Below are 19,775 nucleotides of genomic sequence, written 5' to 3' on the forward strand. Positions count from 1 at the left end.
CTACTTTTTACGGGCGATCATCAGGGTCGAAATATCCATTGAAAAGCTTTTGGTATAAAGCATCTCAAATCCTGCTTCTTCGAGCTCCGTTTTCATCTTGCCGACGGTTAAAAATCCCTCAATAGAATCGGGGAGATAGCGGTATGCTTCATAGTTGTTGGAAATCAATCCGCCGATACGCGGAAGGACATTGTTCATGTACCAATCGCGTACTTTTCCAAGAGTTGACGGATTTTCATTTTTCATAAATTCGAGGATGACAACCAATCCGCCCGGTTTGAGAACACGGTTAAATTCACGCAATCCTGCCTGACGTTCGACAACGTTACGAATACCGTACGAAATACTGATGATATCGGCTGACGTGTCAGGCTTCGGAAGTTCCGTTGCCGGAGCGATGTGAAACGACATCAGCGGAAACTTCTCTACTCCGACACTGACCATCCCCTCGGAAGGGTCGACACCGACGATTTCGCTGACACTAATTCCGGCTTTGTCTGCACGGCGTTTCCAGTATCCCATCATATCGCCCGTACCGCATGCCACATCGACAATCGAATCAATGCTTTTCGTCGAACAATAACCAAATGCCAAATCACACGCTTTGCGGCGCCAAAAGGTATCGACACCCATACTAAGCACCCGATTTGCACGATCATACGTCGGTGCAATGTCGTTGAACATCGATACGATTTTCTCTTGTTTGGTCATAAAAGTTCCTGTTGTTTCTTCATCCAAAGAATTATATTATCGGTGATTTTAGCGTGCAGTACCTCAAAATCCTCTGTAACGGTTCCAAGAGTTTGTGTTCCACCGCCGATTTTAGGCGCAATGTAACCGAGATACCAATCACATAGATTAGAGCTTGCTTCTAACATCCCTGCTCCACCCTCAATCATCACTAATCGATAATTGTGAATCTGTTCAAAATCCGATGCAATAAATACCTGTCGGTTGGGAATATTAAAAAGAGGAATGGTTCGGTCAAAGTCTTCATCACGAGAATAAATCAGTACATCGGGAGCGTTACCGTTCACCAACCGCGCATCTAACGTCGGTTTGTCTTGCCGTACGGTATTGCCGCCGATCACGATCAAATCACATTTATCCCGTAATGCGTGCATATGCGTCCTTGAAGCGGCAGAGCTGATCGTTCCGTTATCAATTGTCCCATCAAGTCGCTGTGCCCATTTAAAGAAAACGAAGGGATTGGTTTGCCATTTCAAAAACGGCTCCAGCAGTTTTTTTCCCTCTGTTTCCATTATCCCAAAAACACACTCTGCCCCTGAAACACTCACTATTTCAGCACCCCCTGCAGCTGCCGGATTGGGATCTTTGCAACTGATAAAAAGAGATTTTATCCCTAAATCACGAATCAATAAAGCACATGAAGGGGTTTTTCCGCTGTGAGAACACGGTTCCAGTGTCACTGCCATAGAAACTGTATGAAATAGTCCATTGTGATGAGTTCGAAGGTAATCATGTATGTAATGAGAATCGTCCGAATCCGCTATCGATACATCACCGCTTAAAAGCGTATAAGCATCACGTAGAGCATAGACTTCGGCATGAGGACCGCCTGCAATTTTATGTGCACCTACGGATACAATTGAACCGTTTTCAGAAATACAAGCTGCACCGACGGCAGGGTTAGGAAAAGTGAGTAGTTGATAATCCCACGCCGCATTCAGGGCGAGGGTCATAGCGTGGGTAGCAGTGGTGGGTTTCATTACCACTCGAAGTAGGTTTTTGCCTTGCTAATCGAGCGAAAAGGGATACGCTTTTCGCCATCTTCTTTGGTTTTAAGGATGACTTCGTCGTTTTCAACGCCGATCACTTCACCCTCATATTTTTCTTTTGAAAGGGTACTCAAAGAGGCTTTTTCACCTACCGATTGGATAAAGTGCTCTAATGTTTTGAGTTTACGCTCAATCCCCGGAGAGCTTACTTCCAAACGATACTCACCGCTAACCGGTGACGTGACGTCTAACAAAGGGGAGATCAAATGGGTCACTTCAACACATTTATCCAGTGTTACACCGCCCGGAGCTGTGACGCTTACGCGGAAAATAGTGTTTTCATTTTCATTGAAGACAGCTGTATCGTATAACGATAAGCCGACCGATTCAACCATTTTTTTGATATCGCTCTCAAGACTCATCTTTTTTCTCCTTCGCGATTTGGGCGAACAATGCCTCGATATTTTGGCTTCGTTTAAGGGTGTCATCAAACACGAATGTCATACGTGGGGAACGGAACCACCCTTGATCTTTCATACAGTGCTCTTCGATAATCGGACGGGCTTTTTCAAGCAGTTTTAAAAAGACAGCCTGCTCTTGCGGCGTATAGTGATGAGGGTCAAGATACACTTTTGCATCGCTTCGTCCGCGTGAGCAATGGACATCAATGACGTCCACTTCACGCACACGCGCATCGGAAAGTTGTGAAATCGCTTCGGGAATCAACTCTTTTAGAATCGACTCCGTTCGCTTGATTTTTATTTGTGCCGGCGTCACAGGGATACTTTTGTCTCGATTTTTTTGAAGGTTTCGATAACGTCACCCACTTTGACATCGCTGTATCCGTTAAGAACAACACCACAGTCAAACCCTTTACCGACCTCTTTGACATCGTCTTTGAAACGTCGAAGAGAGGTGAGATCACCCTCATGGATAACAACGCCGTCACGGATAACGCGTACCATTCCGCCGCGTACCAATTTACCGTCAACAACCACACATCCTGCGATGGTTCCTGCACCTTTAGGCATTGGGAACGTATCACGAACTTCGGCTTGTCCTGTATTCTCTTCACGGAATTGTGGTGCCATCATACCGCCAAGCAACAATTTAACATCGTCGATCAACTGATAAATGATAGAGTACGTTTTAATCTCCACACCCATTTGTTTTGCCATAGCATTGACATTACCGGTAGGACGAACATTAAATCCAAGTAGAGCACAGTTTTCACTGTTGTTCACCAACGCAACGTCGTTTTCGGTAATGCCACCGACACCGCTGGAGATCACTTCAACTTTTACTTCTTCATTACGCAACTCTGCAAGAGCCGATTTAATCGCTTCAAGAGAACCGTGAACGTCTGTTTTAAGAACCACTTTAAGCGCTTTGATACGCCCCTCAGCAATCAATGACGTCAAGTCATCAAACGATGCTTTAGTACTCAATGAAAGCTCACGGTGACGATCATACTCAGCACGTTTTTGTGCTACTTCACGCGCTTCACGATCACTTTCCATCGCCATCATTACTTCGCCCGATGGCGGTACGTCACTCAAACCGACAACAACGGCGGTTTGACTCGGTCCGATTTGTTGAAGCTGTACTTTGCGATCATTGATCAACGCACGAACGCGTCCATAAGCACCACCGCACACGATGTTGTCTCCGACACGTAACGTTCCGTTTTGAACGATGACGGTAGCAACCGGTCCACGTCCTTTTTCTAACGTACTCTCGACAACTACCGCTTTCGCCATAACATCAGGATTCGCTTTGAGCTCCATCACTTCGGATTGGAGCAAGATCGCTTCTAATAGTTCATCAATACCGGTCATAGCTTTTGCTGAAACGCCGACGAACTCGACATCTCCGCCCCACTCGGTAGGGTTAAGTCCAAGTTCCGCCATTTGTGCTTTAACCATATCCGGATTTGCACCCGGTTTGTCCATTTTATTGACCGCAACGATCACAGGAACTTTTGCATCTTTCGCATGCTGAACCGATTCGCGGGTTTGAGGTTTAACCCCATCGTCTGCCGCAACGACAATAACGATAATATCGGTCAACTGTGCACCGCGTGAACGCATTGCACTAAACGCTTCGTGTCCCGGAGTATCCAAGAAAGTAATCAATTTACCTTTTTGCTCTACCGAGTAAGCACCGATATGCTGAGTAATTCCTCCCGCTTCGCCGTGTGCCACTTTGGCATTACGGATCGCGTCAAGGAGAGAGGTTTTACCATGGTCAACGTGTCCCATGATCGTGATAACCGGAGGACGCTCAACGGAACCTTCACTGTCTTCGTGCTCTTCATCGTAAGCCGTTTCAAGATTAAACGCATCTTTTGGATCGATGGTGGTCACTTCGACACCAAACTCACTCGCCAAGATTTCAATCTCATCTTTGCCCAAAAAGTCATTTTTAGTAACCATCATCCCAAGATCAAAAAGGACTTTGATAACCGCAGAAATACTCTGCCCTACTTTTTCAGCAAATTCATAAACACGGACATCTTCTGCAATTTCAACGTGAGTGATAACTTCGTCTTCTTTTGCATCTTTCGTATAACGCTTACGTGCTTCACGAGAGACTTGACGCGGTTTACCACGATTAGCACCTTGTTTTTTACCCGCATTACGACCGATAGGTTTTTTCTCTTTCGGTTTTTGCTCTTCTTCCGGTGGTAAACTTGCACCCAAATCGTTGAAATCCATCAATACGACTTGATCTTGCTCGTAATCCATTGATACGTCAGAAATTCCGCCGCCAAAGATATCAAGACGAACCCCTTGATCTTTTTTCTGTACCGGTGCACTGCTGCTTTGTGTTTTTTTCGCTCGTTTAGCTTCTAACTCACGTTGAGCCTGCTCACTGAGTTTGCCATAACTGGAGACATGAGTACTCTCATGACGAACCGGTGCTATGACTTCTTCTTCAACTGGACGCTTTTTCTTAACGATTTTCAGCCCCGAACGTTTTGGTACTTCTACCTCTATTGGTGCTTCGACTGATGTTTCATCTTTTGTTTCGACCACCGATGCTACGGATTGAATACTTTCTTCTGTTACGGCAACAGCAGCAACAGCAACGGGAGCTTCTTCTGGCGAAGCAGCTTTAGAGGAAGACTTGGGCGCTGTATTTTCAGCAGATGCCCCGCTCATGATATAGTTCATGATTTGTTCAGCTTCTTCGATCGAAACCGAACTTGAGGCAGTTTTTACATTGAGCCCCATTGCGGCTGCTTTATCCACTACCTCTTTTGAATTGATACCAAGCTCTTTGGCAATTTCATGAACTCTAACTTTATCCATCATTAACGATGATCTCCTTTAACCGATTCATTAGCTCTACCGTTGCGCCGCTTTTACATTGACGGGACAACTGACCCGGAGTCTTCTTATGCTCAATACAAGATCGACACATATAAAAACTTCTTCCTATATGACTATAAGGTTCCAATAACCCATTGCGACATTGAAGGCGTAAAAGTGCAGATTGAGCGAAGCGCTCACGACAAACCACGCACATGCGTATAGGCTGATGTAACTTTTGCGCCATTATATCCAATACTTTCTTAGTTATCGTTCGACAACTAAACCGTCATTATCAAAGCCCAAAATTTTGACCTCGAAATCGGTAAATTCCGACTTAAACTTATCCGCTAACATTTGAGCATCTTGATCATACACCATGTTGAAAAAAGTCGATCCGCTACCGGAGAGGGTACTCATCAATGCACCATTTTCATAGGCCATTTTTTGGACGGCAAACAGTTCTGGAAGCATCTTCATCCGTATTTTTTGATGGAAACGGTCTTGTGTCGTAAGGCGCAGCATCTCCCAATCTTCATTGAAAAATGCCCCTACCGTTACCGCCGTATGCGAGAGGTTAAACACAGCGTTCTCTTTGCTGTACGATTTAGGGAGGGTTGTACGCGATTTGGCGGTTGAGATCGGCTTGTTCGGAATGACTACGACCGCTTTGAGATAATCAGGGAGGTGTTTTTGCTGGGAAAAAACTTTTTGTTTCTCCACCATTGCGGCATTAAATCCTCCCATGACTGCCGGAGTGATATTGTCAGGATGACTTTCATACACAAGGGCGTGATTGAGGATACGACGCTTTGACACCTTGACCCCTGCGGCTTCGTGTGCACAGCTGATCGCGCTTACGATGACCGCCGAAGAACTCCCAAGTCCTCGAGACATCGGGATTTGGTTGTAAAACGTAAATTTGAAGTTTTGCCGTTTTTGGGTTAAACGGCGGTAATGTTCGTTGAAAATACTGACGAACAGATTGTTCCCTTTAAGACGTGGATTGTTTTCCCCCTCACCTTTGATCGAAACGGCAAAAAAGCGGGAAGGAACCAATTCAACTTGGTTACGTAAATCGACGGCAAGGCCTAATGAGTCAAATCCGGGTCCTAAATTCGCACTCGTTGCGGGTACACTAACGAACAAATAATTTCCTTATCCTACGGCATCAATCCCATAATAAGGGAGATTGTCCGAATCAAATTTTTCTAAATCGATATTTTTGGGGAGTTCAAATGCGATAATCTCAGGTGAGACTATCGGTTCTAACTCAATGGTTGTCCTATTTTTAACAAAATAGAGCTTTCCTACTGCTTTGATGGGGCTATTTTGGTTGAAAAAAAAGGCATCCGTTGCTAAAAGGGGGATTTTTAGCGTAATACTGAGGGTTTTGAGAAACAAATAGGTGACCTTAATCCCCATAAAACTTCCCGGCCCTTTAGCATAAATGAAATTTGAAAAGGTGTAGCGTTTCAGCAGTGAATCAAAAATCTCTGCCAAAACATCCGAACTCATCCCCTCGGAACGAATCTCTTCGACTAAAATTCCGTCTTTGTAGATACCGACAAGTACAGGGGAACTCAGAGCAATGACAAGGGCATCATGCATACGCTTTGGCCAACTCTTTGGACTCAGCAGTGGCGAGCTCGACAATCTCGTAGTTGGCAGGATCTTTGAGAAGTTCGAGGGTTAATTTGTGGTTAAGATCATGACTCCCTGCGTAAGCTTCGTAATTACCTATAAAATTCATTCCGATCAGAGACATATCACCGATTGCATCGAGAATTTTATGACGAACGAATTCATCTCCGAATCTAAGTCCTTCGGGATTGAGTACTTTTTTATCGTCCAATACAACTGCATTCTCCAAACTTCCGCCCAGTGCCAACCCTTTGGAACGAAGATACTGTACTTCATGGACAAATCCGAAGGTACGCGCCCGGGCAATCTCTTTTTTGTAGTTTTCTTTCGTAAACTTCAAAATATAACTTTGCTTATCGATAACGGGATGAGCGAATTTGATCGTAAAATCGTAATTCATATCATTCGAGGGGATCAGTTTGACATACTTATCCCCCTCTTGAACAATAACCTCTTTTTTGATTCTCATGATTTTTTTGGCGGTATCTTGCATGATGATTCCGGCTTCTTCGAGAAGCATACAAAAACTCATTGAAGAGCCATCCATCACAGGGACTTCATCCGCATCCACAATAACGCGAAGGTTATCGATACCGTAAGCATAAATAGCCGATAACATATGCTCAATCGTCGAAATAGTTACTCCGTCTTTACCGATAACCGTGGCCATTTTGGTATCAACAACGTTTGCAGGGATCAGAGGAATTGAGACTCCGGCGTCACTGCGGTAAAAAACAATACCGCTGTTGACCCCTAACGGCTCCAGCCGCAATTTGACAGGGGAACCCCGATGCAAACCGATCCCTACGAGTTCGACATTTTTACCTATCGTTGTTTGCATCATATGAGTGTTTTCCTTAGCTCTTTCAACTTATAAAATTATAGCGTGTTTCAGCGTTGGTTAATGATAACCTTGGCACTCTCAATGACACTGGTGACGTTGTCATATATCCATTTAGTATCCATCCACTCTTCCGGGCGCACTTCTATTCCTTGTACCAAAACACCAAAATGAAGGTGGTCACCCATTGCATAGCCGCTGAGCCCTGTTTTGGCAATCTCTTGGGCGATACTGACATTATCATGTTCTTGTACATGTAGTTCTGAACAATGGCCATATAGAGTATATAATCCGAATCCATGATCGATGATCGGTAAATTTCCATAAATGCCGTTAGGCTGCGCAAAAACAACTTTTCCGCCGTTGGAAGCGAGGATAGGCCCCATATGAACACTCGCTAAATCCAGACCCATATGGTAGGCATTAGAAATATTTTGCTGCCCTTTATAGCTGTAAATACGGTGATCTCCGAAATCGGCTACTTTCTGACCGTTAACCAACGGATAAAAAGGCTGCGGATTAAAGTCAGTGATCATTGTGTTAGAAACTTTTGAGGTGATCTCATGGATGACTTTTTCGTTATCGGAACGCACTTTTTCGTTGATGATGCGGAATTGTTCCAATCGATCGGTTACTCCTGCCGTTTGATCATACGTATTGGCAAGTTCCGCGATTTTACCATCCAAAAATGCATCGCTAAGTTCGATGTTTGAAACACGATATTCATGATCTTTGAGACGGAGAGGAACACCGCTTCGCGCCTCATTCCCGGCACTGTCACGTGCGATAACGGTTGCACTGAAACTTGCTTCCTGCACCGGCCATGCGACCAATGAGGCGTAGTATCCCTCTTTCATAAACGGCTGAGCGATAAAAGTCTTACCAAAATTCGTCTGAATTTTCAGACTTTGCAAGTGGGTGTCTTCGGCTTTAAAGATAACAATCGCCGATCCCCCTTTTTGAATTTTATACGAGTTTCCGATAATAGCGAGAATCGGCTGATGCTGATCGATAACGAGGGTATACTCCTGTTTAAAAGTATTGCCCATGAAAAGTCCCCATAGACTGTTATCGGTTGCTTCTATTTTCAGGGTAACGGAAGTGGCTTCTACTCGACGAACTCCTTTTGGAGGAAGAACATCAAACGTTTTTTTGGTTTCCAAAGACGGAGTATTGTCATCAACCACAACCCACTCATCATGAGGAGTCGACAGGGTCGCTTTAAACGATTTTAACCCGCTCACATCTTGGATATTCACATGTATAGGATCTCTAAAATTCCAATAACCGTCTTGAGAAATACTTACCTGAGGGGCTTGACGCTCAAACTTTGGCGAAAAGCCCATAAAGCCAACAGCTCCCAAAACTAAAACCACTAATATCCATCCAATAATCCCTGAACCGTTTCGGCCTCTTCTCACTCAAACTCCTTTTTTATCATCATCATCATATTCTCTACGAGCTCTGTAAAATTTTCCTGTTTTAAACGCATCCCTGCCCGCTGAACATGTCCGCCACCGCCAAAAGAACCCATAATTTTCGAAGCATCGATCGTTCCATCGGTGCGCATTGAAAGTTTTGCGCCCCCCTTGGGGTGTTCAATTTGCATTATCGCGGCTTGAACGCAATGCATTCCCAAAGCGTCATCCAAAACTCTTTTGCATTCGGCGAGTCCGGCTCCGGTCTCTTCCAAAAGGGAGAGTGGGACGTCAAAAACAGCCAAACGCCCATCTATCAAGAGTTTCATCTGCTTTAAAAGAACTCCTTGTATTCGGAGCGATGCGAGAGAACGACGATGATACAGCCACTCTACGCACAGCGCGTGCTCCGCACCCAACTCAATAAGCGAATGTGCCAAAGCAAAAGTTTTGGCAGTACACTGGGACGCACTAAAACATTTTGAATCATCTATCAGTCCCGCGTAAAGCGAAAGCGCCATTTTACCATTGATTTTTATACTGTTAGCAACAAAAAAATCATAAACCACTTCTGTGGTGCTGATTGCAGAGGTGTTAATGAGATTATGTGTGCCGAAAAAATCGTTGCTAACATGATGATCAACGTTTATTAGGGGGAGCTCTTTTTCAATTCCAAGCCGTCCATAACTGCCACAATCGAAACTGATCATACAATCCGCATCTTCAGGAAAGCGATCGGTCAGTTTATCAAACCACGGCAGAAAAGCAAGGTTGGGATTAACCTCGGAAGAGGCGCAAAAAAGGGTGACCTTTTTATGAGTGCGAAGCAAATAAGAATAAAAAGCCGATGCTGCACCCAGCGAATCCGCATCGGGATTTTGGTGAGCTATTAAAACAATATGGTGAGCAGAATCGATAAGTGAATGCGGCATACGACCCCTTATAGTATTGAGGCGATTATACCATGGTTTTATCGAACTATTTTACTTTACAAGTGAGTTAAAACGCTTCAAAATTATAATAAGTGATACGATTACGCCCCATCTCTTTGGAACGGTACATAGCTGCATCGGCATGACGGATAAGAATATCAATTTCCTCACAATCATCCGGAAATAACGTTGCACCGATACTGACACCGATATTTATCGTAATCCCATCAACCTCGATTGGCTCTTTCAAAGCATCGAGAATACGCATCAGTAACTCATGAGCGGCTTCAATACTTATATCACTTAGGAGAATGACAAATTCATCCCCTCCGATACGGGCGATGATATCACTTTGACGTAACTGCTGCGCTAAGCGTGCTCCGGCTTGTTTTAATATTCGGTCTCCCATCGCATGACCGTAACCGTCGTTTACCTGTTTGAAACCATCTAAATCCAAAAAGGCTACGATGGCTTTAGACCCTTTACGTTTGGAAAATGCCAACATTTGTTCTGCTAATATCATATACATATGACGGTTAGGGAGGTTGGTCAACGGATCATAATTAACCAGCCGATGCAGCTGTTCTTCCTGTTTTTTATGTTCCGTAATATCGCTGAAAATACCGATAAAATTTTCAATCTCTCCCGTAATGTTACGTACGGCATCGATGCGTAAAAATTCAGCGTATTCCTGCCCGCCTTTTTTCTTGTTCCAAATTTCACCGCGCCATGATCCATCCCGCTCGAGCGCCTGATCCATTAACGCATAAAAAAACTGGCTATGTCGTCCGGAACGCAATATCAAAGGCTTTTGTCCAATAACATCATCTCTTGTATACTCAGTCAATGTACAAAAAGCTTCATTAACATCGATAATGATCTTATTGGCATCGGTTATAACAATTCCCTCTCTAGAATTATGGAAAACGCTGGCAATCCGTCTGAGATATTTTTGAGCCTCCTCACGGATAGCTATTTGTTCCTCCAAGGCTTGTGATTCCGATTTGAGGGTGATGGTCAGTTTTCGTAATCTACGTGCAAAAAAAAGCAATATTGCAATCATTACACCTAATGAGATAATAATCATCAATGCATATTTTCGTATAACATCATTTATGGTAAAGACAGGGGCTTTGTCAAAGGGGGTCACTCTCATGTCTTCCATAAGGGCACGTATCCCTTCGTATGCAAGCGGGATATTCCAACCGTAATAACCTGCTGTTTTGGGTATTTCAGAACCTCGTGGAAGGCTGAGCAATGCAATCGCCACCTGATTGGCCAACTCCGGATCCGTCTCTTTAAACGCGACAAACGGCCACTCCGGAAAGAGTTGAGTAGAAAGAGCCTGAGGAAAGTTTGCAATTTTTTGCGGGTTGATAATTTTAAAATCATCTCGGTTGACTTTCCCCTCTTTAGCCATTTTTTCCAACACACCTGTACGGATAAATCCTGCATCCGCTGAACCGCTCTCAACAATATAGACGACTTTATCATGAGGCATATCAGTAAATATCACTCTGTCATCGTGGGTAACATCAATTCCCTTCGTTAATAACAGACTGCTTTGCGCTAAATACCCCCCCAACGATAGCTGATCGACTGCCGCAATATTTTTATTTTTTAGGTCTTCCCAACCCGTTATATCTTTTCGATCACTTCGGGCGATAATCACCCCTCCAAACTCTTTTAGCTCATTACCACCCACATTGGCTCGGATCAGGGTAGCGATCCTTGTAGCGTTATATTTAACGGAGAAGTAAACGTAATGTTCCGGATTGGTAAAGGCGAAATCAAGCTCTTTTTTGGCAACGGCATCGTTAAATTCTTTGTAGCTTAGTGGTCTGATAGTAAAAGTGCGGGAAGGTATTTGTTTGTTTAAATAGTGGGTGAGCGGAATCCATTCGTTTAGCGTATCTTGTTTGGAACGAAAGGCCAAAATACCAATCACCACTTGGTGTTTATCCGCCGAAGCGGATACGGCATACAAGGGAAAAAAAAGGGCTATTAGAATAAAAACAACATTAAGAATAACTTTGTTCATCTTATACCTCAATTAGAGACAGTATAAGAAGATTAGCTTTAAGAAAATATTAACTGTTATTCTATCGTGCTTTGAAGCACACCTTCAAAATCTTTTTGTGCTTGCAGCAACACCGATTTGGCTTCCGCATCCTCAACGCGGGCACTGCTCATCCAGTTATAGACACCGGGGAATCCCATAACGATTTCGCCTGCATCTTTTTTCTTATACACCATCAACGTACACGGAGCGAATGCCGCCGCTTCCGGACGGGTTTTTGCTACGGTGTAAATCACTTTTAGTTTACAAATAGAGTAGGTATCGTAAAAATCAAACGGACTCTCTTCACCATTTTCAGTCAACATAAACTGATAGTCGGTAAAGTTGGAAAGGACAAATCCGGCAGGCTTTAGCCCTTCTTCGATCATCATCTCCGCATCGTCTTTATCACTCTTCCAGTTGTTAACATCAATCTTCTTCACAAATCGGGTGACCAATTTTCCCTCTGCAGGTAAAGAAGTACCACTCAAGGCATGCTTCGTTGCTTTAGGAAGGACTGTTTTCAAGGTAGCAAACACCTCTTTTTCGATTTTAGTGAACTCAGGAGCTTTAAAGCCGGCGATTTTTTTCATCGCATCGGCAGTCAATACGGATACGTGCAAATCACTCTCACCTTTACGCTGATAGATGCCGACTCCCATCGGGACAAAAACACCGCCGTCCGGATGCGATTTGACTAGAGAAGCCGCTTCTTTTTTAGGGATGACCGTCATCAAGTTAAAGACAGTAAAATCACTGCCGCCGAACTGTTTGGTAAACGGTCCTGTCATCTCCGTGTCCGCAGAGATCACGAAGCCATTGGCTTCAAATGCCTTTTCAATCATCGCAGGGGTAATTTTACCATCAGCATTAGGGGCGCTAAAAAGGTGTAAATCACCTCCAAAAAGGGATAAAAATCCCGCTAAAACTACAAGTATAATTGCTTTCATGGTTGACTCCTTAGGGTTGAATATAAAATGCGCCGTCATGCGCACGCTCTATAACTTCCGCGATACCGGCACTGACAATTTCGACATCTTCGATCAATGCGGAAGCGGGAATTTTCTTCGTCTCCATCGTATTGCCACAGGCAACGAATTCGACACCGTATTGCTGTAACGCACGAACGCGAACCGCAATATCTTTTTCATCTTTGAGCAATGTCCGGATACCGTGATAATAGGCGACTATGCGGATATGTACTTTCTCAGGGCCGTAAAATTTGAGTACATTGTTTGCGGTGCTTAGACCGTGGTTAATCGACTCATCATCCCCCTGACTGATCCCCATCACCACTTCACGCGGTTTTTCCATGCTAGGGATCGGTTCGGAGAGTCTAACATCCGCACTTAAAAACGATGATGCTAAAAGAACTATCAAGGCAATACGTTTCATTATCACTCCCATTCTAATACTCGATAAGATGCTTCAACATTTCCGCTTTGCATCGCATCGTATAGTTTATATTTTTGATATTCTACCATCTGAACTTTTTTAATCGTCTCATCAATCCCCAATCCGGATTCGATCGCAAAGCGGATTTCGGAACGCATTTGAGTGAGATATTCATGGGTCATTTTGGAACTGTTTTTATCGGTATTTCGACCATGTCCGCCGATCACATGCAATGCGCCCATCGCTTCAAGCTCTTCAAGTGTGGTAATCCAGCCGTTGATATTACCCCCTTTTACTGAGGGCAAACGATCATTAAAGACTAAATCACCGGCAAACAGCACTCCCAATTTGGGTAGATATACGACCAAATCTTTAGCAGTATGTGCCGTACGGGAGATAAGTTTGAGTTCAATATCCTGATTGCCGACCTTTTTACGGGTGCTTTCCAAAATAATCTCGGTAGGAAGTGTCGATACGGTACCCTCATATGCGGCAGGGGAGATAGTATTTTGCATTCGCGTCGCTTCATGCACATTCACATTATGCAAAAAGTCATCCGAACCCACAACACTAACCCCGTTTTGGGTAAAAAATCCGTTTCCGAGCCAATGATCGTCATGTATATGGGTATTGATCACCAATTTGACAGGTAAGGGTTTGATGCGCTGCATTGCGTTATACGCTGATTGCGCATAGGCATACGAGGGACCGGTGTCAACGACCACGTATCCCTCACCTGTATCGATATAACAGCTGTTAACGATGTTGCCGTTGTTGGTTTTATTCATCACTTCAGGGGCACCGAAAAAACATGTGACATCTGATGTGATACGCTCCGGTTTAAGGGCGTAATCAAACGCACTCAAACTCGTCACAGCAAAAAATAAAGATCCCAACAACGCTTTCATCATTCAGCCTTTAGAAGAGGTAGTTTACTTCGAAACGGTACTCATTGTATGAAGCATAATCAACGGTAACCGGTGTCGCTGTCGTCGTTACAGGATCAGCATTAACGGTTGCAAAACGGAATTTAAACTCCGTGTTTGGAAGGGATTTAAAGGTCTGCCATGCATCAACGTGGAAAATAGTTCTATCTGAGAATGCACTGGCTCCTGACAACATTTTGGCATCATCAAAGTTCATATCTTCATAATCCGCCGCTACTTTTAATCCCGGTACGATTCCGGCTTTGCCAAAGTCGTACGTTGCTTTTACAGCCCAGTTTTTAGTGTTTGCAACCCAGTCGACTTGCGCCATTGAACGGGTATATCCTCCCGTAGGGAATCCACGCCATGGAGCGATGATATCGGCATCATCCGCAATTTTAGAGTATCCTGCTGCCAATTCCAACGGACCGCTAGCCAATACTAAACGTGCCATAAAAATACTACCGTCAACGCTGGTAGGATTTGTATATGAAGCTCGGCCTGCAGCGCTACCGCCATTGACAGTAACTGCGGCCTTTCCACTTAACGCAGCTCCACCGATCGCACCCGCGCCGTCATCCATTTGACGTAAATAACGGATACCCGGAGTCAATGTCCAAGAATCGTTTAGTTTGATTTGGTAGTTAGCTTCAGCAATGGCCGTATTAAAATAGCCGTCCAATCCGATGTATTCACCATTTAATTTCAAGTTCGGAATGGATTTATTCTCCACTGTTACCAAAACCATTTCCGGATCAGCGTCACCGTTTACTTTAGCAATATTTGCTAGAGTTAATCCTTTATGTGCACCTGAATCATCATTCTCATTGACTTTTGTAAACGAAGTAGTGCCGTCATACGCAATCACGCTGTGAAAGAGTTGGTGGTCACGAAGTTTTTGGCTCATGATATATCCGGCACGAAGCGCTGTGTTCGGAATATCTTTGTTTTCAATAACAGCCCCTTCGAAGGTATTAGGAACCATTTTGGTATCATTGGTTGCCAACATCACAGTGTCGATCCCTTGACGACCCACTTTTACATCGGTTTTACCATTTTTATACTCAAGGTACGCTTCTGCAAAAACACCGATTGCAGCTTCAGAACCGTCCATACGGGTACGGTAGGTATCTTTACCCATTTTACCGAAGTTGGTATTGGCTACTGCAGGGTCAGTATTTTCACTGTCCATAGGAATTGTTCCGTAAAATCCTGCTGTTGCCCCAAAACCATGGAAAAATCCGGTTTTATAAACTAAACTTCCGCCAAGACCCCACATGTTATTGTTACGCGTTGGGCTTGATCCAAATTTTTCATTATCCCAGACGTTCCAAAACATGTTTGAACGAATACGTCCGTATACTTCACCTTTCGTAAGCATTTCACCAAGTGAATTGACTTCACCAGGAGTTTTAAGATAATCAACTTGATAATTTCCCAAAAGATTACGATCTTCTGTTTTAAGCGCATACGCCGACGTAGTCAATAAACAAGCAGCAGCTGCTGCAATACTCATTTTAATCATTTTCATTCTTAACTCCTTAAGTTTTAACTATCGCAGGGCTTAGCAGCCCTTTGAACCTTTACGAGGACAACCGCAGTCATAATCGAGGATATCCACATTGCTGTGACCGTCGATATTGACATTCTTTTGACGTCGGATGTACGATGCCGTCACATCATAAACCGGGCGCGTCAGAGAATCTCTTAGGTTGGTTCCTGCATTTTGCAAATTACCGCCCCATGAAGAGACTTTGTAGGTTTTGTTATCATCCAAAGGTTTCCCTTTGACTAAGATATTACTGATACGTTTTCCGCTTGGTGCACCGATTTTGATACTGTACGTTACACCGCCCAAACGGCTCATATCTCCCCCTTGCTGGTACAGAGGATTCGGGTTGAAGACGTTATCGGCTATGTCTTCGAGAAGTGAACGGATATGTTTTCCACTCAATTCAAACGTGTAGACATTAGGATAGGTAATCGCCGTCATATCATAAACGCTGTCCATAGTGATCGTGTCACCGCCGAGAACGGTTGTTCCCCAGCGATATCCCGGAGTAAACGAAATATCTGAATCCATCGTATCAATGATCGCATCATTGATAAGTTCATCGAACGGAGAATGGAACGTATCGCGTTTGTACAAGATATTTTTTGTCACACCGAGCACTTCACTGAATTCTTTCTCATGCGGAGCATAGAGAGAATTGACCAAATCAACCCCTTCAGGATCGGCTGGAATCAAGTTCGCCGCTACAGGGATCAGTTTATACTCATACCCTTTAACACGGTGGTTTTGGATGTCGATATCCAAACGCCCGATATATTTACCGTGGCTTCCCGCGATCACGATCACCGTACCGTTGATAACCGTCGGCTGTGGAGATGGATCATGCGTATGCCCACTGAGGATAAAATCGATCCCCTTGACTTGGCGCGCAACCTCTTGGTCAACACTGAAACCGTCATGCGACAATACGACGACACAATCCACTTTTTCTTCTTTGCGAAGTTTGTCCACATACGTTTGAAGCGTATCCAAACGAAGACCGAAACTCCACCCCTGGGTAAACTCTTTCGGGTTTGCCGTCGAAGTAAACGGAAACGACTGACCGATAATACCGATCTTCGCACCGCCGCGCTCCATAATCGTATACGGTTTGAAAATCAACTCTTCAAAATCATCGGCAAATGAATCGTCACCGATAATATTTTGAGAGATAAACGTCGCGTTGAGCATCTCGATCAGCTCTTTAACCCGTGTTTTACCGTACGTAAACTCCCAGTGACCGACCATAACGTCTACACCGAGATAGTTTTGCGCTTTAACGATCGCTTCACCGGTTGTTTTGAGTGCCAATCCGGTACCTTGCCAGGTATCGCCCGAATCGAGCAACATGACATTGTCCGCACCGCGCTCTTTTTTGATATGGTTGATGAGGGTTTTCATATGGGCGATCCCCCCCATTTTTCCGAATTTATGTGCCAACGCATCAAAATTCATATGGGTATCGAAATAAGCATCAAGTGTTTTGCCCTTCATCCCATAATGTTTCAAAAACGATTCACCGCACAAAAATCCCGGTGTTCCGGTGAGATTCGGCGCTGAAATCAGTGTCGAAGGCTCACGCCAGTACAACGGTTTGATATGGGCATGCATGTCACAGATATGCAACAACGTCACATTTCCGCGAGCATTAAAAGAATAAATATCTTTTAATCCTACCTCATCCGCCCGTTTAGGTGTCGAAGCAGCTGATCCAAGGGTCGGCATACCGATTCCTAATGCAGCGGCAATGTGGAAAAAATCTCTACGTGATACGTCCATCTTTCTCCCCCTTAGCGTTTCAAGCCCGGGATTTGAATCTCGTTGCCTTTGGTTTTGTTGGTAACATAGACTTCAAGCGCTACCATCTCACGCGAACCGAGAGGGATTTTGGCTAACAGCGCATTTTCCATACATTGCTGAAAACGTTTATCCAATGTTACCATCTGACTTTGCGTCATACGATATGCCGGCCATGTTCCGCCCGCTTTATTCACACCCAAATCCGGAAGCGGCTGCATACGCAAACGTTGACCTATAACATCCGCACTGTGACAACTGTTGCACGAAAGTCCCCGTCCGCCACGGCGTTGTTCAAATACCTCTTGACCGAGAGCCATCATCTCTTTCATTTGAGTGTCACTTTTAACATCAATAGAAGTTTTTTGACCGTTTGCCAACGATTTCACGTACGCCGACATTTTGACAATCTCGTTACTTTCCAATTTTGGAACGCTTTGTCCACGATCTGACATCACCATTTGAAGCGTTTGTGCGATCGTTACCACTTTACCTGCCGCTTTGACGACACGTGGAAATCCGGCAAGGTATTTCGGAAGATCTTTCTCTTTGACCCCTAACATTTGAGCGTAAGCCGCATTACCGATAAGACGGTTAAACATCTCTTCGCCTTCAGAAACATCCATCGCTGCAGGATTGTTTTCAAGCATTTCGGCATACATTGCTTTATCGGCATCGCTCATGCTCAATTTTTCTTCAGCATTGGCATTGCTCAAAAGTGCCAGAGTAATCAATGCGGCACTTATAGATAGATTACGCATGATTTATCCTTTTGGAGTAATTTGTTCGCTACTCTCGACGCTTTGCCCTTTGTTATCTTTGGCAATTACTTTGAGGGTTCCCGCACCCGATACTTTAAAACTGATACTCATCAACGGGTTGACTGACAATGATTCCCAAATGATCATTTTTGTAATCAACTGATCGTTGAACATAAATTTCACTTCATCGATATAATTTGCAGGAATAATCTCTCCCGTATCTTTGTTTTTACGCATACCGGTTTCCATCGGGTGCATTGCCATAAAGTCCACTTTTACGACGTCCCCGACTTTATACTCTTTCGGTTTGATTTTTATCAATGTTTTCATAATATTAGTCCTTTATCTATTTTACTTTGAATCATGCTGTAGGATTGATATGAATCAACCGCATCCGCCGATGGTTACTTTGACATTTTGCTTTGCACTCAAGAACGTTCCATCGCTCATTTCTGCAATCGCAACCACATCCTGAGTTCCTCCGAGTTTTACCCGTGTACCGAAATACGCTTCCCCGTTAGCCGGAGTGAGATAAATATTTGCACATCGGACATTTCCGTTTTTAGACGCCAATACATGAATCGCTTTGACATAATCTTTATTTGTCATTGGGCTCTCAACCGTTACTTTAACAGGAACAACCGCACCGTTTTCCGCAATTTCAGGTGCAGAAATAGCTACTTTAGCCGAAGGAGTTACCGGTTTTCCTCCTGTAATCGCCGCCACTGCCGAATCGTAGTTCATCTCATTAGGACCTACAACTTTTTTTGCTTCCTCAGCCGCGTTAGCGATTTGAGGGATAAGTGCCGTACATGCGGCTACAACTCCAAATCCTTTTAAAAATGATCTGCGTTCCATAGTTTCTCCTTGGGAATTATTTTTTTGATACGATATAAGAGGTCAAATCACACACTTCACGCTCATTCATCAAACCGTTAGTCATATTAATCGTCATGTGTGTAGTCGGATTATCGACACGGGCATCCGCTATTTTTTGATACACAAACTCATGTTTTCGTGCACCGCTATCCACATACAGCCCTTTATAGTTGCTCAAATCAGGACCGATGTTGCCGTATCCTTTAGCCCCTTCGATATTGTGACAGGCGACACAGTTACCGAATTGTTTCTCTTTTCCGTCGGGAAGGATTTTGACCAACCCTTCAGGAGCAGGATCTTTAGCATCTTTTCCATTTAAATTATGAAAAATATATTTACCTCGTGCAATAGCAGCGGGATCTTCACTGATACACCCCTCAGGCATTACAAAACTTTTTGCTGCAGGAAGGGCATCTTTTTTCAAAATGGCCGTCGCATCGGGACTTTCAATTACTGACGAAAGATCCGCCGCTCCCAAAAGGGTGGCGATTCCAAGCATGATTGCTATTCGCATTGGC

21 protein-coding genes are annotated in these 19,775 nt (G+C 44.1%); all 21 read right to left on the reverse strand.

Features of this window, described 5'->3' with window-relative positions; genetic code table 11:
- The 21 genes from ubiE to soxX all read right to left on the reverse strand — a co-directional run bounded on the left by ubiE (nt 1) and on the right by soxX (nt 19,771).
- Nucleotides 1-711, reverse strand: coding sequence for a bifunctional demethylmenaquinone methyltransferase/2-methoxy-6-polyprenyl-1,4-benzoquinol methylase UbiE (ubiE, locus tag PHI47_RS12930; protein ID WP_299938189.1), 711 nt, complete (start codon nt 709-711; stop codon nt 1-3).
- Nucleotides 708-1,730, reverse strand: coding sequence for a bifunctional diaminohydroxyphosphoribosylaminopyrimidine deaminase/5-amino-6-(5-phosphoribosylamino)uracil reductase RibD (gene ribD / locus PHI47_RS12935; RefSeq protein ID WP_299938191.1), 1,023 nt, complete (start codon nt 1,728-1,730; stop codon nt 708-710). The genes ubiE and ribD overlap by 4 nt, the downstream gene beginning before the upstream one ends.
- Nucleotides 1,730-2,161 carry a ribosome maturation factor RimP gene (locus PHI47_RS12940; RefSeq protein ID WP_299938194.1) on the reverse strand — a complete coding sequence of 144 codons (432 nt, stop codon included), beginning with the start codon at nt 2,159-2,161 and terminating at the stop codon, nt 1,730-1,732. The genes ribD and PHI47_RS12940 overlap by 1 nt, the downstream gene beginning before the upstream one ends.
- Nucleotides 2,151-2,516: a 30S ribosome-binding factor RbfA gene (gene rbfA / locus PHI47_RS12945; protein ID WP_015652896.1), complete on the reverse strand. Its 366-nt coding sequence runs from the start codon at nt 2,514-2,516 to the stop codon at nt 2,151-2,153. Before rbfA ends, PHI47_RS12940 begins: the two co-directional genes overlap by 11 nt.
- On the reverse strand, nt 2,513-5,056 hold the full coding sequence (gene infB, locus PHI47_RS12950) for a translation initiation factor IF-2 (protein WP_299938197.1): 2,544 nt from the start codon (nt 5,054-5,056) through the stop codon (nt 2,513-2,515). Before infB ends, rbfA begins: the two co-directional genes overlap by 4 nt.
- Nucleotides 5,046-5,300, reverse strand: a complete 255-nt coding sequence (locus tag PHI47_RS12955) for a DUF448 domain-containing protein (protein WP_366883016.1) — start codon at nt 5,298-5,300, stop codon at nt 5,046-5,048. The genes infB and PHI47_RS12955 overlap by 11 nt, the downstream gene beginning before the upstream one ends.
- Nucleotides 5,301-5,320: 20 nt before the next feature.
- Nucleotides 5,321-6,202, reverse strand: coding sequence for a homoserine kinase (thrB, locus tag PHI47_RS12960; RefSeq protein ID WP_299938200.1), 882 nt, complete (start codon nt 6,200-6,202; stop codon nt 5,321-5,323).
- 9 nt (nt 6,203-6,211) lie between these two features.
- On the reverse strand, nt 6,212-6,664 hold the full coding sequence (locus PHI47_RS12965; protein ID WP_299938203.1) for a hypothetical protein: 453 nt from the start codon (nt 6,662-6,664) through the stop codon (nt 6,212-6,214).
- On the reverse strand, nt 6,657-7,541 hold the full coding sequence (lpxC, locus tag PHI47_RS12970; protein WP_299938206.1) for a UDP-3-O-acyl-N-acetylglucosamine deacetylase: 885 nt from the start codon (nt 7,539-7,541) through the stop codon (nt 6,657-6,659). The genes PHI47_RS12965 and lpxC overlap by 8 nt, the downstream gene beginning before the upstream one ends.
- A 47-nt stretch (nt 7,542-7,588) precedes the next feature.
- The gene (locus PHI47_RS12975; protein ID WP_299938209.1) at nt 7,589-8,959 is read right to left on the reverse strand and encodes a M23 family metallopeptidase; all 1,371 of its coding nucleotides are present in this window, start codon (nt 8,957-8,959) and stop codon (nt 7,589-7,591) included.
- Nucleotides 8,956-9,888: a DHH family phosphoesterase gene (locus PHI47_RS12980; protein ID WP_299938212.1), complete on the reverse strand. Its 933-nt coding sequence runs from the start codon at nt 9,886-9,888 to the stop codon at nt 8,956-8,958. The genes PHI47_RS12975 and PHI47_RS12980 overlap by 4 nt, the downstream gene beginning before the upstream one ends.
- Before the next feature lie 67 nt (nt 9,889-9,955).
- A complete protein-coding gene (locus PHI47_RS12985; protein WP_299938215.1) occupies nt 9,956-11,929 on the reverse strand; it encodes a PhnD/SsuA/transferrin family substrate-binding protein in 1,974 nt (657 codons plus the stop codon).
- A gap of 56 nt (nt 11,930-11,985) precedes the next feature.
- A complete protein-coding gene (locus PHI47_RS12990) occupies nt 11,986-12,897 on the reverse strand; it encodes a DUF302 domain-containing protein (RefSeq protein WP_299938218.1) in 912 nt (303 codons plus the stop codon).
- Between the two features lie 10 nt (nt 12,898-12,907).
- The gene (locus PHI47_RS12995; protein ID WP_299938221.1) at nt 12,908-13,342 is read right to left on the reverse strand and encodes a DsrE family protein; all 435 of its coding nucleotides are present in this window, start codon (nt 13,340-13,342) and stop codon (nt 12,908-12,910) included.
- Between the two features lie 2 nt (nt 13,343-13,344).
- Entirely contained in the window at nt 13,345-14,253 is a 909-nt protein-coding gene (locus PHI47_RS13000) for an MBL fold metallo-hydrolase (RefSeq protein WP_299938224.1), read from the reverse strand.
- A gap of 7 nt (nt 14,254-14,260) precedes the next feature.
- Complete coding sequence (locus PHI47_RS13005; protein WP_299938227.1) at nt 14,261-15,799, reverse strand: OprD family outer membrane porin; 1,539 nt, start codon at nt 15,797-15,799, stop codon at nt 14,261-14,263.
- A gap of 33 nt (nt 15,800-15,832) precedes the next feature.
- Complete coding sequence (gene soxB / locus PHI47_RS13010) at nt 15,833-17,599, reverse strand: thiosulfohydrolase SoxB (protein ID WP_299938230.1); 1,767 nt, start codon at nt 17,597-17,599, stop codon at nt 15,833-15,835.
- Nucleotides 17,600-17,610: 11 nt separating this feature from the next.
- A complete protein-coding gene (soxA, locus tag PHI47_RS13015; RefSeq protein WP_299938233.1) occupies nt 17,611-18,378 on the reverse strand; it encodes a sulfur oxidation c-type cytochrome SoxA in 768 nt (255 codons plus the stop codon).
- 3 nt (nt 18,379-18,381) lie between these two features.
- Entirely contained in the window at nt 18,382-18,708 is a 327-nt protein-coding gene (gene soxZ / locus PHI47_RS13020) for a thiosulfate oxidation carrier complex protein SoxZ (protein WP_299938236.1), read from the reverse strand.
- Between the two features lie 54 nt (nt 18,709-18,762).
- Nucleotides 18,763-19,236: a thiosulfate oxidation carrier protein SoxY gene (gene soxY, locus PHI47_RS13025; protein ID WP_299938239.1), complete on the reverse strand. Its 474-nt coding sequence runs from the start codon at nt 19,234-19,236 to the stop codon at nt 18,763-18,765.
- A gap of 16 nt (nt 19,237-19,252) precedes the next feature.
- Complete coding sequence (gene soxX, locus PHI47_RS13030) at nt 19,253-19,771, reverse strand: sulfur oxidation c-type cytochrome SoxX (protein ID WP_299938242.1); 519 nt, start codon at nt 19,769-19,771, stop codon at nt 19,253-19,255.
- Nucleotides 19,772-19,775: the final 4 nt, after the last annotated feature.

This window comes from Sulfuricurvum sp. (assembly GCF_028713855.1).
Classification (GTDB): Bacteria; Campylobacterota; Campylobacteria; order Campylobacterales; family Sulfurimonadaceae; genus Sulfuricurvum.